Origin of the sequence: Methanobrevibacter sp. (genome assembly GCF_045636185.1) — an archaeon.
Classification (GTDB): Archaea; Methanobacteriota; Methanobacteria; order Methanobacteriales; family Methanobacteriaceae; genus Methanocatella.
This window is the reverse complement of sequence record NZ_JAZTXC010000053.1, coordinates 1-13,246: the sequence shown is the minus strand read 5'-3', so window position 1 is coordinate 13,246 and position 13,246 is coordinate 1. Positions and strand designations below refer to the sequence as shown.

Genomic DNA, 13,246 nt, shown 5'->3' with positions numbered 1-13,246 from the left:
TGAAGAATTAGCCAGAACTATGATAAAAGATTCACGAATTAGAAAAAAATTAGAAAGAAAAGAAAAAGAAGTAATTTTAAAAAAAATAGATGTGATTGAAATAATTCATTATTAAAATGAATATTGAGGTCTTCAACTCATTAAATATAAATCTATGCAAAAATAATATATTAATATGACTTTCATGAATAACAACGCCAATATAAAACAGTTCCAATTGATTAAAATCATTAATGAAAACTGCAGTGACGACCACGTAATAACAAAAATTTCAATCATACTCCGCAGGGACAAAATAGAAGCTCCTTACTATATGGATACAAATATCAAACTGTCATCCTGCATTGACAAGGAAGAAAACGGACTTATTCATGCGATGGATATGCTGAACCATAACAGAAGGTATAACTTAACTGAAGACACATACAATGAGATTAGATCATTAATCATCGATAAGTTTGAAGATAATCATGAATCAGACCAAGTTAAAATCCTTGAAAAGAATCAGCAACTGAAGATATCATTAATGTCCAGAAATGATGATGAAATCAGAAATCTCTTTAAAAACTACCATGAAATTTTTGACAAAATAGATAATCTGATTGAGTGAAAAATTTTCACACTTCAAAATAGGAAAAAAGCCAAAAATCACAAAAGGAGTAACACCAAATTAATATTTTAAAAAACTAATGCAATGAAAGTTCACCAAACAATCTATTTGGATTTTTGACTTTTTAACAAGAGATTAACCTCTAATTATAGTATTAACCTCATCATTTATAAATTAAGCAGTTATTTTTTAGATAAATATTGATTTAAGCAAGTAATAGTCAAAAAGAGAGTAATGAAGGAAAAAATTACATAATTGTGAAATATTACTTCATGAAGGAAATATTGATTTAAAGAGGTTATATTGTATAAAATAAAACAAAAAGTCTTAAATACTTAAAAAGACTAAGTATAATATGGCAATGAAGAATATTGCCATACAAAAACTCAATTATGAAAAATCCTGTGGTAATGCTTTGCTATAAAAATCATCAAAAGTACATACAAACACACTACTTTAACTTGTATCCTCCCCTAAAGCATTACCAATTGTGAATAATATACTCCATTGAATGAAAAACAGGTTAAAGAAAATATGGGGCTTAACAAAGCCCCATCTATTTTTCATATTTTTCCCTAAATTTAATGAAAACTTCCAATAAATTAGAATCAAGACGCCTTATTGATCTTGCAGATATTTTAGGTGGAACTTCCCAATATGCTGAAGCAATGCCTCCTGCAATAGCTGCCTGAGTATCCGCATCTCCGCCCAAAGAAATTGCATTCCTTATTGTGTCTTCAAAATCACTTGCTTCCAAAAAGCAGATTATAGATTCAGGAACTGACCCTGCACAGGACACGTCAAAACTATAATCAGGTCTGATATCATCAATTTTTCGACTTAAATTATAATTATAATGTTTTTCAATGTGTCTTTTGATTTCTTCTTTACTGCTTCCAGTTTTTGCCAAGAATATTGCATCACTGGTGGCCAATGCACCTTTTATTCCTTCAGGATGATCATGAGTTACAACAGCTGACAGTTCGGCCAATTCCTGAGCTTCCTCCAGTGAATCGGCTACCCATGCAATAGGACTTACCCTCATTGCAGATCCATTGCCCCAGCTCCCATAAGGTTCAGGACTGTCCTCATGCAGCCACCGGTAAAACATTCGGCCGTAACCCGCATTAGGATATTTCAATCCAAATCTCTTAATTTCTGAAATCAAAACATCCTTTGAGGTTTTATCTTCAATCAACCATGAGGCTATAGCCAATGTAATTACAGTATCGTCAGTAAATCCAGAATAATGATTATACAGTCTAAAGTCTTTCGTTTTTATAGGGTGAAATTCATATGTCGAACCGATAACATCCCCACAAATAGTACCAATTATACCTTTCATGAAAATAAGTTTGTAATAAAGTTAATTTAAATATATTGTAAAAAAATAGAAAAAAAGAAAGATATTATGAATGTCTTTCTAATACAAAATCGGCAATGTCAGAAAGTACCTGTTTACTTGAAGAGTCAGGTAATATTTCAAGTACTTCTTTTGCTTGGTTTACAGAATCTAGTGCAAGATTTCTAGCATATTCAATTGCACCACATTTTGTTAAAATTTCAATAGCTAAATCTATATCCTCTTGTGAATTATTATCATCTTTTAATATTTCCAATAATTTTTCACTGTCGTCACCGGCAGAGGAAAGACCTCTAATAGCTATGATAGTCATCTTTCCCTTCCCGATATCTGATCCGATAGGTTTACCTAAGGTTTCCTCATCACTTGCAAGGTCAAGATAATCATCCTGAATCTGGAATGCAAGACCTATGAGTCTGCCGTATTCATACATTGCATCAATGACTTCATCTGAAGCTCCACCCATAATTGCTCCAACTTTAGTTGCTGCAGCAATTAATGCTCCTGTTTTCTTGAATATCATTTCCATGTATTCTTCTTCAGTTACATCAAAGCGGTCTTCAAAGCCCATGTCTGAAGCCTGACCTTCACAGATTTTTACGCATGCGTCAGCAACAGTCGCCAAAGCGTTGTTGATCTGAACAGGAGTGTTTATTTCCTGACTGGAATTGATGATTATTTCAAATGCTTTTGAAAACAATGTGTCTCCTGCCAAAATAGCTACGTCTTCACCCCAAACTTTATGCACTGAAGGCATTCCCCTTCTCATATCGTCATCATCCATGATATCATCATGAATCAATGAAAACGTATGGATAAGTTCTATTGCAGAACCTGCTTTAAGTGCATTATCACGTTTACCTCCAACAGCTTCAGCAGTTATCAAACTTAAAGATGGCCTAAGCATTTTACCGCCAGCTTTAGTTAAATAGATTGAAGCTTCTTGAAGATTATTTGGAGTAATAACCGCCAATTCATCTTCTATGGTTTTAATAATATCAGATGAATAATTTCCTAAAATCTCTTTTACATCACTCATATTATCCCTCTTAACTTCTAAAAACTTGTGCCTGTGAATTTCTTAAAATATGAACATCATAACCAATTCTATATCCTTCCTCTTCAGCCAACTCACCATAAGCTGAAAGCATTGACAAATCTCCGTGTGCAGGAATGATATGCTGCGGCTTTAACATACGCAAGAATTCCCTGTGATCTTCTCTTCCGGCATGCCCTGAAACGTGGGCATTAGGATATATTCTTGCACCTTTTGACTGTAATCTTCTTTCCATAATATGTCTGTTTGCAGCATTGGTCGGGTTTGGAATAATCGGTGCAGAAATAATAACATTATCTCCAGGTTTTATATTGAATGGAGTTCTGCCGCTGGCTATTCTAGGTAGCAATGCATCAGGTTCACCCTGGTGACCTGTAGTTACAAGCAAATACTTGTCACGTGCTTCATCAGCTTCCATTAATGCCCTGTTGACTGCTTTAGGACTTCCATAAATATTAGCATTCTTCGGCAATTTTAAAATTCCGTGCTTCTGTGCTATTCCACAGAAACGTTCCATGGACCTTCCCAGGAAAAAAATTTCTCTGTGGGATTTTTTTGCAATGTCGGCAATTGCCTGAACCCTTTCTACATGAGAAGAGAATGTAGTAACAATCATACCTGTTTTTTCATGCAATGGTCCTTTCATTACATCTTCCAATATATTGCGAGCAATACGTTCAGAATGAGTTTTTACTTCATCAAAATTCTTTGCATTAGTAGTTTCAACAATTAAAGCAAGCACTCCTTTCCTACCCAATTCTTTCAATCTCCTGTAATCAGGTGGAGGAGAAACTTTTTGATGGTTGTCAAATTTAAAATCAAGTGCATAAACAATAATACCTTCAGGAGTATGCAATATAGGGAATACTGCCTGAGGTATACTGTGAGTTGATTGGACAAATTCCAAAGTGATATTTTTTGAAAGCTTTATTTTTCCACCAGGGTTTAAAACTTTAATAGGATTGTTCACTTTGAATTTACGTTCTCCTTTAATTTGTTTTTCTATCAGTGCGGCCGTATACTGTGTTCCAATCAATGGCGCATCATATCTGTGGGCCAATTTAGCTACAGCTCCAATGTGGTCCAAGTGACCGTGAGAGAAAACTATTCCTTTTACTTTTCCGTCTACATCCTTCATTAATGTATCGTCAGGAATAACTCCCCTTTCAATTAAATCCAAACTATGCATTCTGTCAATATCCGTATCTTCATGCATACTAATTCTGTCAAGATGAATACCCATATCAAAAATAATAACGTCTTCACCAATCTTGACAGCCGTCATGTTTTTACCGACTTCCTGGTATCCTCCTATTGCGATTACTTCAACGCTCATTTGTTTCTATCTCCTTGAATAATTTTCAGTGTTAATTCCTCGTTCATTAAGCCATTGTCTTGTTTTTCCCCGAATAACTAACTTTGATTGTTTCAATTCTTCAATGTTATTTGCTCCAACTAAAAACATGGCTATTCTTAATGAATCATTAAACTTATTGATAAATTGATTTAATTCTTCTTGTGAAATTGACCTTTTTAAAAATGGTAAAGCCATACCGACACTATCTGCTCCAAGAGCAATAGCTTTAGCAGCTTCAAGACCAGACCTTATTCCTCCGGATGAAATAACTGGAACATCAACGGTATTTACAACTTCAGCAGTTGAAATTGCTGTTGGAATACCCCAATCCCAGAATAATTCACCATAATATTTATCTTCTGATCTATATGTTTCAACAGCAGACCAGCTTGTTCCGCCGGCACCTTCAATATCAATGTAATCTACACCTGCATCGACCAATTGGCTTGCAGTTTCAGCTGATATACCACAGCCAGTTTCCTTTGCCATTATCGGAATATCAACTATGTCAGTAATCTGTGAAATTAATTCTAGATATCCTCTAGCATCCAAATCACCTTCAGGCTGAATGAGTTCTTGAAGAGGATTTAGATGAATAGCTAAAATATCTGCATCTAAAATTTCAACAGCCTTATTGGCCAAATTCAATTGAGGAGCACCAATATTTCCTACCAATAAACAATCAGGAGCATTATCCCTGACAACAGAATAAGTGTCTTCCAATTCGGGATGTTCGCATGCTGCCCTTTGAGAGCCTACTCCCATAGCAATTTTATTATTTTCTGCAGCAATAGCCAATTCTTTATTAATTTCTTTTGCAGCAGGATGGCCTCCTGTAATTGCTGTTATAAATAAAGGAGAATCTAATTTTTTACCAAAAACATTTGTGGACAAATCAATTTCATTCTTATCAATTTCAGGAAGAGCATTATGGATTAATTCTATATCTTCAAAACCTGTAGTCTTGTCCTTGAATTCAACATCATATTTTTTACAAATTAATAAATGTTCTAATTTTCTATTAGAAATCATGTTTTACTCCTTGAAATAACAGTTCCTTTTACATCTTCATTTTCTAAAACTTTATAAATATTATCTTCAATTTCAGCATTTATTATCTTAGATTCTATCCCTAAATCTGCTAAAAATAATAGTTCCTTAATCTTTCCAACCATACCGCCAGTAACATCAACATTGGTAGTTCCTTCTAATGCATCCAAATCTTCAATTGATGAGAACCTTTCATAAAAAACAGCATCATCATGTGTTTTAGGATTCTTGTTGTATACACCATCTACATCAGTGCCCAAAACTACTGTATCAGGGTTTAGATTACTTGCCAAATACTGAATAATTTGGTCTCCTGAAATAACGCAAAATTCCAAATCGGTGTCCAATACTACATCCCCATAAATAACTGGAATGAATCCTTTTGACAGGTAATTCTTGAAAACATCCAAATTGCCTTCAGTAATCCTTTTAGAACTTGCAGTTATGAATGAAGACGCAGGAATTGCAATGACCGGCAACCCTTGAGAAATAAACTCTTCACAAATCAGCATATTCAACTTTTTTACTGCATTTTGGATTTCGCAAAAACCTATTCTCTTTTGAGGATATTCGCTTTCATCAAAATCTTGGCCTATCTTATATTTTTTTGCAGGAGGATGGCCAAAAGAACCGGCACCATGAACTATAATCAATTCCTTAGATGAATTATCAAGAGATCTTTTAATCTCACCTGCAATTCTTTTTAAACTGACAGAATCAACTTCGCTTTCAGGTGCATCCTTATTTGTTAAAATACTGCCACCAATTTTTAGAATAAACATTAAAATCACGTACGAACCCTAGAAGAAACTCCACGTTTAGTAAAATTGACTTGTAAAACATTATCCTGTCTTGAAATACCCTCAGCAACTTCCTTGGATTTACCTGGACAAAGCGCAATGATACTTCCTCCACCACCTGCACCGGTGATTTTGGAACCTATTGCCCCGCATTCTCTAGCAGTATAAACCATACGAGATAATTCCACAGTATTTACTCCTAAAACATCTAAAAAACCATGGTTAATATTCATCAATTCACCAATCTTTTTATAATCTCTTTTAAGAATGGCTTGTTTACCATAATTTGTCAGATTGCCCATAGCTGTTATAACAGGATTTATAATTTTAGGATTCCTGTTTTTAAGAGACCTGACATCTTTTACCATTTTGCCTGTATTTCCATGTTTGGTTGTATAGCCCACAACAAAAGGAGCATTGAAATTAATTTTGAATGGTTCAAAAGTCTTATTCCTTGATAAATAAACAAGACCCCCATAGGTTGACACCAATGTATCCAATGGAGATGCAACACCCTGAACCGCCTGTTCAACCATATGTGCATCATGAGCAAGAGATTTTTTGTTAAAACGAATATTATGATACCTGTATAATGCTGCAAGCGTTGCAACAGTAACTGCGGCAGAAGAACCCAATCCTGAGCCTATTGGTATTTCAGAAGATAAAGTCATTACAATTGGACTATGATCGTGAACTCTATAAAAAGCTTCTAAAATATATCTAATAATACCTGGTTTTCCTTTTTTCAAAATATAAGTCTTATGACGAGTATCCAACTCAACTTCAAAATTTAAATCGTATGACTTTAAAATAGACTTATCATTATAAGATTTTTTTATCTCAACATACGCCCTTTTATTTACAGCACCAGCAATAGCAGGTTCACCATATACAACGGAATGTTCACCAAATAAAATCATCTTTGCCGGAGCAGAAGCAATAGCCTTCATAATGACACCTATTTAAAAATACCCGAAGCATAACCTACAACAGAGGTTAAATCTCCAGTTACATCACCACTTGTTTTATATTCTAAGATTTCACAGTTATGCTTGTCACACATCTTTGAAAGGGCAATAGTAGTCATAACCGGACCGTAACCACACATAGTTATATTGAATTGAATAACTTCTTCATAAAGTTTAAATTCATTCATATGTTTAATATCCTCTAAAACAAATCCGTCAACTTTATTTGCCTTTTCCTGATTATTGAAATGAGATAAATCAGTGCTTGCAATAACGCAATAAGACTTACCTAATTTTTCAGCGGAATCGAATATTGCTTTTGCAAGGTCGCTGGAAGCGGAAAAAGATTGGGAACCCATTACAATAGGCACGATTTTAAAGTCGTTGCTGAAATATTGTAAAAAAGGAAGCTGCACTTCAATGGAATGTTCAAAAAGATGAGCATCAAAATCAGCAGATGCCACATCCGAACAGTCTATGATTGAATTGGCAAACTCATCATCAATTTTTACATTACCTAATGGAGTAATCCATTCCCCTTCATTGAAAACTGAAACTTCACTGCCATAACCTGTGTGATTAGGACTTAAAATAATAAAAACTTCAGGAAAACCGTTTTGAACTATCTGGCAGTAACTATGAGAAGCTACTGGACCAGAGTATATATAACCTGCATGTGGAACCATAATATTGATAGGATACTCACTACCCTCGAAAATATTTAATTCAGGTATTAATCCGACCCCTAACTTATTCATGAAACAATCTTCAATTGTTTTTCTAAGTATTTCGGGATTTTCTGGATAAAATGATCCAGCAACAGCAGGTTTTCTTATCATTCAATTCACTTAAAATTTAAGTTCGAAATCGGTTGCTTCGATATCTAAATCTCCATCTTCAGGAATGTCTCCTCTTTCTCTTAAGATTTGTCTTGCAAGTAACCAGTAAACTAAAGCAATAGCTTTTCTACCTTTGTTGTTAACAGGTACTGCAATGTCAACAAAACTGAGTAAGTTTTCAGTATCACATAATGCAATAACTGGAAGTCCGTTTTGTTTTGATTCAAGAACTGCTTGTGCATCTGATCTTGGGTCAGTTACAACAATAATTTTAGGTTCAATGAATTTTGCATAATTAGGATTTGTTAAAGTACCTGGAATGAATCTACCAGGGATGGTTTTTGCACCAGTGACTTCTCCGAATTTTTTAACAGGAGCTTGACCGTATTGTCTGGTTGCTACTACTAAAATGTCTTCAGGATCATATTTTGCTAATAATTTAGCTATTTGTCTGATTCTTTCATCTGTTTTTTGAATGTCTAATACGTATAAACCATCAGATCTTACTCTGAATATATATTTTTCCATGTCACTAGTTTTTTGTTGAGTTCCTATATGTAAACCAGCTGCTAAGTAGCTGTCTAATTCAATTAATAATTCATTTGTCATATTTATATCTCCTTAAGTTTTTTTTATTTAAAAGTCATCTTCAACTTTTACACAATCTTCTGGACATACGTCCATACATACTTCACAGTAACTGCATTCATCCGGGTCAACTATTTCAATTTTGTCTCCTTTGAGAACTAAAACTTCCATAGGACAAACATCAGCACATTCAGCGCAGTCATCGCCTTTACATTTTGAATAATCTATAGTTATTTTTGACATATTTCAATCTCCATTAAATTAAAATTGACCCATTTTAGGATTTGGAAGCTCCTCTGATATGCGTATCAATTCATTTAATTTAGCTATTCTTTCTCCACCGATAGCACCAGTTTTAATCATAGGTGATGCAAATCCAACAGCCAAGTGAGCTATTGTATCATCTGTTGTTTCACCAGATCTGTGAGATACTACAGGGACAATATTATGTTGTTTAGCTAATTTAACAGTAGCATAGGTTTCAGATAATGAACCAATCTGATTCGGTTTAATGATAATTGCATTAGCTGCATTCATTTGAATACCTTTTAATAATAGTTCTTTATTTGTTACAAATAAATCATCACCACAAATTAGGCATTTATCTCCAACTTTAGCAGTCAATTGAGCAAAACCTTCGAAATCAGATTCATCAAATGGATCTTCTACATAAAACATATTGTAAGTATCAATAATGTCTTTTACGAATTCAATCTGCTCACCAGTATCCCTTTCGATACCATCCTGAGCATATACATATTTCTGCTTTTCTGAATTCCATAATTCAGAAGCAGCCATGTCTAGAGAAGGTCTAATTTCAAGACCTAATTCATCACCAACCTCTTCACATGCCTTGGCCAAAATTTCCAGTGCATTGTCGTTAGTAATGTTCGGTACCCATCCTCCTTCGTCTCCTTTTCCACCTGTGAAATTAGAGTCTTTGGATTGGATAAGTCCTTTTAATTTTTTGTGAACTGAAGCATTAGCAAAAATTGCATCAACGATATTTTTGGCCCCAATAGGAACAACCAAAAATTCCTGAATGTCAGGTGCATTAATGCCTGCATGAGCTCCACCATTCATCATGTTTCCAAGAGGATAAGGCAATTCATTAACCCAGTTACCTCCCAAATACCTGTATAATGGCATATTAGATGAAGCTGCAGCCGCTTTAGCAACAGCCATTGAAACTGCTACAGTAGTATTTCCGCCAATAGCTGACAAGTTTTCAGTTCCATCTACTTCTTTTAATACTTCGTCGATAGTTGTAATGTCATTCGCATCCATACCGATAAGTTCAGAAGCTATGAAGTCTTCTACTTCACTTACGATAACATCCACACCACCTTCTGGAAATGAGACTACTTCCCTTGAACCAGTACTCGCTCCACTAGGTGCAGCAGCTCTGCCAAAACCATTCCAAGTGGTTACATCCACTTCAACGGTAGGGTTGCCTCTGCTGTCCAGAATTTTACGAACTTGGACATCTTCTATTACACTATCCAAAAAAAACACCTCAGTGTCAGTTTATTTGTTACCACAGACTCCATAGTCCTTAAAAATTAGTAAGTTTCTTTATAGAGTTTCTATGGTATTTTTTATTTTTTTTAATAAATTTAATAGAATAAATAGATTAACTATTTATTCAATGTCTCTAATTACATCTAATGGTAAAACCCCTTGAACAAGTTCCTCATGAGCAATGTCAATAGGATCTAAGGAACCTTTAATTTCAACTTTTGGTTTTGCACCCATAGATATTTGAATCGCCCTAGCTCCAAGGAGTCTAGCTTTTTCAAATCTTGTTAAATTCTCCATTTCCATGAATATTACTTCCATAAAGTTTTATTTTACCAAGAGTAATTTTATATTATCTATATCCCTACAACTTGTAAAATCTATTCCCATGTTTCAACATGAGAAATCAACATTCTTCTACAACAGTATCTGGTTAAACCTAAATCATCTAAAATATCTTTAGATTTTTCACCTTCAGCAAGTCTTTTGTTGTATTCATCAAAATATGCTGATACTGGTTTTCCACAACTTAAACATCTTATAGGAATCATTTAAATCATCTGTTATATATTTTAATAAAATATAAAAGTACAGAATAAAATTATCTGTAACTTTTTTGTTTACGTGCTCTTGCTCCAGGACCACCGTATTTTTTAGGTTCTGAACGTCTTGGGTCACCTACTAACATAGTTCTGTCGTAATGGATTAATCTTTCTTTTAAATCCATATCTTGTGACCATTGTACAAGACCTTTAGCAATAACCATACGTGCAGCTTCTGCCTGACCCATTACTCCTCCACCAACAACATTGATGTTGATGTCAACTTCATTAGCTAAATCTCCAGCTAATTTTAATGGTTCTTGTAATTTTAAATTAGCAAGTTCTGGAGAGTAAAGTTCTAAAGGAACTCTGTTGATTCTAACTTTACCGGTTCCTTCTTTAACAGTACCACGAGCAATAGCTGTTTTACGTTTTCCACTTGTATGAATAACTTTAACCATAATCACACATCCATTTATCTAAAAGGTAGCTCCTAAAAGTTTGGAGATTTCTCCTAATTCGATACCTTTTTTAAGATTTTTGTATTCTGCTTCAGGAACTGCTTGGAGTTCTGCATCAGCATATTCGGCAGGAACACCTACAAATGCTTTTAAACCTTTGTATGCAGTTTTACCTTTTGATTTTTTGAAAGGTAACATTCCTCTTACAGTTCTTCTAAATATATCATCTGGTCTTCTAGGATATTTAGGACCTAAATCACGAGGGTTGGAGATACTTGCTCTGTCCACTCTTTGTTTGTATTTAGCATAAGCCCAATCCCTATTACCAGTTAACATAATTTTTTCAGCATTAATAATTACTACTTCTTCGCCTTCTAAAAGATTTTTACTAGTAATACTAGCTAATCTTCCTAAAACGCATCCTTCTCCGTCAATAATCATCATTTTAACACCCTATTTATTCAATGATCCTAATGTTTGATCCTTTAGGATTAGTTTCGATTATCTCATCAATTGAGATGCATTCCCCACCAGCACTTTCAATTTTTTGTTGTGCTTTAGCTGAGAATTTTAATGCTACAACATTTACTTTTTTGTCTAATTCACCATTAGATAAAACTTTACCAGGTACTAAAATAGTTTCATCTGCAACAGCATACCTATTAATATCAGATAAGTTTACTTCTGCAGTTCTTCTATTTGACCTACTAAGTCTACTAGCAACATCTTTCCAAATAGCTGCATCTTCACTTTTTGATTGTTTATTAAGTTTATTAATAAGTTCAATAAGGTTAGGATTAGTTTTGATAATTTTCTTAACCATTATTTACTCCTCCTTCTCACTAAAACTGATAAATTTATCTGCTTTTTCACCTAATTTATCACAAGCTGTTAATAATACTTCCTTAGGAGGCATTGATCCATCAGTTTCAATTCTAAATATGAAATCATTTTCACGATATCCTACGTTAATATAACTGTTATCAGGTGCTCCGTTAGCAGCAGCTCTGTTAATAGAAGCTCTTACACAACTTTTACACATGGAACAATTTTCAATATCTAAAATTTTAATCTTTTTAGATCTTTTGTCTGATTTCAAGACACCTCTAGGACATGCATCAGCACAGTCATAGTCAATGTCGACGTCATCATTAAAAGTAATTTCCGGATATTGTTTGTAAGCACAGACGGTAGTTGGCATCCATTTTACATGATTTTTTCCATAACCAACTTTTGCATAAGCTTCCACATTAAGTTCTTCGCCTTTTTTAAGTTTAACAATAGGAATTGTATCGTATACTGGTTTAATTTTTGAGTCTGAAGATATTAAATCCTTAGAATAAACTACCTTAGGTCCAACTTCGTTTAAACTGAATGCAATACCCTGAGGTTCAAACCAACCGTCATCTTCAGGTAATAATAATCCTTCAATTGCATCCAAATCAGAAACCAAAGGAGTTAAACCAAGTCTATGTGCAAGTACCTCATTAAACATAGCAGAATCATTCCTAATAATATTAACATCTTCAATAGCTATTTTAGGAACATTAACCATAGCTGCTCTTCTAATAGCATTGACAAAAGGTACTTCTGCATCACGGATAATGAAAACGATTTCATCATCAGTTTGGCTTTTTATTTCTATCTCCATATTAAACCCTTCCACTTATACTCTTCTTCCTCTTTTACCACCAGGTCTTCCAGTACCGTCGTGAGGAATTGGAGTGATATCTTCTATCTTACCAATTTTAATTCCAGCTCTTGCTAAAGCACGGATAGTAGCTTGTGCACCAGGTCCTGGACTTCTAGGTCCGTTTCCACCAGGAGCTCTTACTTTAATATGTAATCCAATAAATCCTTTTTCTTTAGCATCATCAGCTATTCTGGTTGCTGCAGCCATAGCTGCGAAAGGTGAGGATTGTTGTCTGTCTGCACGAACAACTTTTCCACCAGACCATTGTGAAATAGTTTCAGCACCAGTAATATCTGTTACAGTAATAATAGTGTTATTGAATGATGAGTAAATATTAGCTATACCCCATTTTTCATCTTTTGCCATAATTACACCCTTTATTCTTCTGTATTAGCTTTAT

At 34.3% G+C, this 13,246-nt stretch carries 18 protein-coding genes; 1 reads left to right on the top strand and 17 read right to left on the bottom strand.

Annotation, left to right across the window (positions count from 1 at the left end; all coding sequences use genetic code 11):
• The first annotated feature begins 175 nt into the window (after positions 1-175).
• The gene (locus tag ACKI3Q_RS03295; protein WP_407414222.1) at positions 176-610 is read left to right on the top strand and encodes a hypothetical protein; all 435 of its coding nucleotides are present in this window, start codon (positions 176-178) and stop codon (positions 608-610) included.
• Between the two features lie 556 nt (positions 611-1,166).
• Here ACKI3Q_RS03295 and ACKI3Q_RS03290 read toward each other — a convergent pair.
• From ACKI3Q_RS03290 to ACKI3Q_RS03210, 17 genes are all read right to left on the bottom strand, one after another.
• Entirely contained in the window at positions 1,167-1,955 is a 789-nt protein-coding gene (locus ACKI3Q_RS03290; protein ID WP_407414220.1) for an ADP-ribosylglycohydrolase family protein, read from the bottom strand.
• 64 nt (positions 1,956-2,019) lie between these two features.
• Positions 2,020-3,012 carry a short chain isoprenyl diphosphate synthase IdsA gene (gene idsA / locus ACKI3Q_RS03285; RefSeq protein WP_407414218.1) on the bottom strand — a complete coding sequence of 331 codons (993 nt, stop codon included), beginning with the start codon at positions 3,010-3,012 and terminating at the stop codon, positions 2,020-2,022.
• A 10-nt stretch (positions 3,013-3,022) separates the two neighbouring features.
• Positions 3,023-4,366: an RNase J family beta-CASP ribonuclease gene (locus tag ACKI3Q_RS03280; protein WP_407414216.1), complete on the bottom strand. Its 1,344-nt coding sequence runs from the start codon at positions 4,364-4,366 to the stop codon at positions 3,023-3,025.
• Positions 4,367-4,372: 6 nt separating this feature from the next.
• Entirely contained in the window at positions 4,373-5,419 is a 1,047-nt protein-coding gene (gene fni / locus ACKI3Q_RS03275; RefSeq protein WP_407414214.1) for a type 2 isopentenyl-diphosphate Delta-isomerase, read from the bottom strand.
• Positions 5,416-6,219 (bottom strand): isopentenyl phosphate kinase, encoded by an 804-nt coding sequence (locus tag ACKI3Q_RS03270; protein ID WP_407414212.1) that lies wholly within the window; start codon positions 6,217-6,219, stop codon positions 5,416-5,418. Before ACKI3Q_RS03270 ends, fni begins: the two co-directional genes overlap by 4 nt.
• Positions 6,220-6,224: 5 nt before the next feature.
• Complete coding sequence (mvk, locus tag ACKI3Q_RS03265; protein ID WP_407414210.1) at positions 6,225-7,187, bottom strand: mevalonate kinase; 963 nt, start codon at positions 7,185-7,187, stop codon at positions 6,225-6,227.
• 8 nt (positions 7,188-7,195) lie between these two features.
• Positions 7,196-8,044, bottom strand: coding sequence for an AmmeMemoRadiSam system protein B (gene amrB, locus ACKI3Q_RS03260; RefSeq protein WP_407414208.1), 849 nt, complete (start codon positions 8,042-8,044; stop codon positions 7,196-7,198).
• A 9-nt stretch (positions 8,045-8,053) separates the two neighbouring features.
• Positions 8,054-8,653 carry a 30S ribosomal protein S2 gene (gene rpsB / locus ACKI3Q_RS03255; RefSeq protein WP_407414206.1) on the bottom strand — a complete coding sequence of 200 codons (600 nt, stop codon included), beginning with the start codon at positions 8,651-8,653 and terminating at the stop codon, positions 8,054-8,056.
• A gap of 27 nt (positions 8,654-8,680) precedes the next feature.
• Complete coding sequence (locus ACKI3Q_RS03250; RefSeq protein ID WP_407414204.1) at positions 8,681-8,875, bottom strand: 4Fe-4S binding protein; 195 nt, start codon at positions 8,873-8,875, stop codon at positions 8,681-8,683.
• Between the two features lie 18 nt (positions 8,876-8,893).
• Positions 8,894-10,138 (bottom strand): phosphopyruvate hydratase, encoded by a 1,245-nt coding sequence (gene eno / locus ACKI3Q_RS03245; protein WP_407414202.1) that lies wholly within the window; start codon positions 10,136-10,138, stop codon positions 8,894-8,896.
• Positions 10,139-10,273: 135 nt separating this feature from the next.
• Entirely contained in the window at positions 10,274-10,471 is a 198-nt protein-coding gene (locus ACKI3Q_RS03240; protein WP_407414200.1) for a DNA-directed RNA polymerase subunit K, read from the bottom strand.
• A gap of 59 nt (positions 10,472-10,530) precedes the next feature.
• Positions 10,531-10,701 carry a DNA-directed RNA polymerase subunit N gene (locus tag ACKI3Q_RS03235; protein WP_296795110.1) on the bottom strand — a complete coding sequence of 57 codons (171 nt, stop codon included), beginning with the start codon at positions 10,699-10,701 and terminating at the stop codon, positions 10,531-10,533.
• A gap of 50 nt (positions 10,702-10,751) precedes the next feature.
• A complete protein-coding gene (locus ACKI3Q_RS03230; RefSeq protein ID WP_407414198.1) occupies positions 10,752-11,153 on the bottom strand; it encodes a 30S ribosomal protein S9 in 402 nt (133 codons plus the stop codon).
• A gap of 18 nt (positions 11,154-11,171) precedes the next feature.
• Positions 11,172-11,594, bottom strand: coding sequence for a 50S ribosomal protein L13 (locus tag ACKI3Q_RS03225; RefSeq protein WP_407414224.1), 423 nt, complete (start codon positions 11,592-11,594; stop codon positions 11,172-11,174).
• 16 nt (positions 11,595-11,610) lie between these two features.
• Positions 11,611-11,976, bottom strand: a complete 366-nt coding sequence (locus ACKI3Q_RS03220) for a 50S ribosomal protein L18e (protein ID WP_407414196.1) — start codon at positions 11,974-11,976, stop codon at positions 11,611-11,613.
• Between the two features lie 3 nt (positions 11,977-11,979).
• Complete coding sequence (locus tag ACKI3Q_RS03215) at positions 11,980-12,804, bottom strand: DNA-directed RNA polymerase subunit D (RefSeq protein ID WP_407414194.1); 825 nt, start codon at positions 12,802-12,804, stop codon at positions 11,980-11,982.
• 15 nt (positions 12,805-12,819) lie between these two features.
• Positions 12,820-13,212 carry a 30S ribosomal protein S11 gene (locus ACKI3Q_RS03210; RefSeq protein WP_296884520.1) on the bottom strand — a complete coding sequence of 131 codons (393 nt, stop codon included), beginning with the start codon at positions 13,210-13,212 and terminating at the stop codon, positions 12,820-12,822.
• Between the last annotated feature and the right edge of the window lie 34 nt (positions 13,213-13,246).

Bases quoted from the DNA above. Each gene is read 5' to 3' on its own strand.
- ACKI3Q_RS03295 (WP_407414222.1), top strand. From the start codon at position 176: ATGACTTTCATGAATAACAACGCCAATATAAAACAGTTCCAATTGATT.
- ACKI3Q_RS03290 (WP_407414220.1), bottom strand. From the start codon at position 1,955: ATGAAAGGTATAATTGGTACTATTTGTGGGGATGTTATCGGTTCGACA.
- idsA (WP_407414218.1), bottom strand. From the start codon at position 3,012: ATGAGTGATGTAAAAGAGATTTTAGGAAATTATTCATCTGATATTATT.
- ACKI3Q_RS03280 (WP_407414216.1), bottom strand. From the start codon at position 4,366: ATGAGCGTTGAAGTAATCGCAATAGGAGGATACCAGGAAGTCGGTAAA.
- fni (WP_407414214.1), bottom strand. From the start codon at position 5,419: ATGATTTCTAATAGAAAATTAGAACATTTATTAATTTGTAAAAAATAT.
- ACKI3Q_RS03270 (WP_407414212.1), bottom strand. From the start codon at position 6,219: ATGTTTATTCTAAAAATTGGTGGCAGTATTTTAACAAATAAGGATGCA.
- mvk (WP_407414210.1), bottom strand. From the start codon at position 7,187: ATGAAGGCTATTGCTTCTGCTCCGGCAAAGATGATTTTATTTGGTGAA.
- amrB (WP_407414208.1), bottom strand. From the start codon at position 8,044: ATGATAAGAAAACCTGCTGTTGCTGGATCATTTTATCCAGAAAATCCC.
- rpsB (WP_407414206.1), bottom strand. From the start codon at position 8,653: ATGACAAATGAATTATTAATTGAATTAGACAGCTACTTAGCAGCTGGT.
- ACKI3Q_RS03250 (WP_407414204.1), bottom strand. From the start codon at position 8,875: ATGTCAAAAATAACTATAGATTATTCAAAATGTAAAGGCGATGACTGC.
- ACKI3Q_RS03240 (WP_407414200.1), bottom strand. From the start codon at position 10,471: ATGGAAGTAATATTCATGGAAATGGAGAATTTAACAAGATTTGAAAAA.
- ACKI3Q_RS03235 (WP_296795110.1), bottom strand. From the start codon at position 10,701: ATGATTCCTATAAGATGTTTAAGTTGTGGAAAACCAGTATCAGCATAT.
- ACKI3Q_RS03230 (WP_407414198.1), bottom strand. From the start codon at position 11,153: ATGGTTAAAGTTATTCATACAAGTGGAAAACGTAAAACAGCTATTGCT.
- ACKI3Q_RS03225 (WP_407414224.1), bottom strand. From the start codon at position 11,594: ATGATTATTGACGGAGAAGGATGCGTTTTAGGAAGATTAGCTAGTATT.
- ACKI3Q_RS03220 (WP_407414196.1), bottom strand. From the start codon at position 11,976: ATGGTTAAGAAAATTATCAAAACTAATCCTAACCTTATTGAACTTATT.
- ACKI3Q_RS03215 (WP_407414194.1), bottom strand. From the start codon at position 12,804: ATGGAGATAGAAATAAAAAGCCAAACTGATGATGAAATCGTTTTCATT.
- ACKI3Q_RS03210 (WP_296884520.1), bottom strand. From the start codon at position 13,212: ATGGCAAAAGATGAAAAATGGGGTATAGCTAATATTTACTCATCATTC.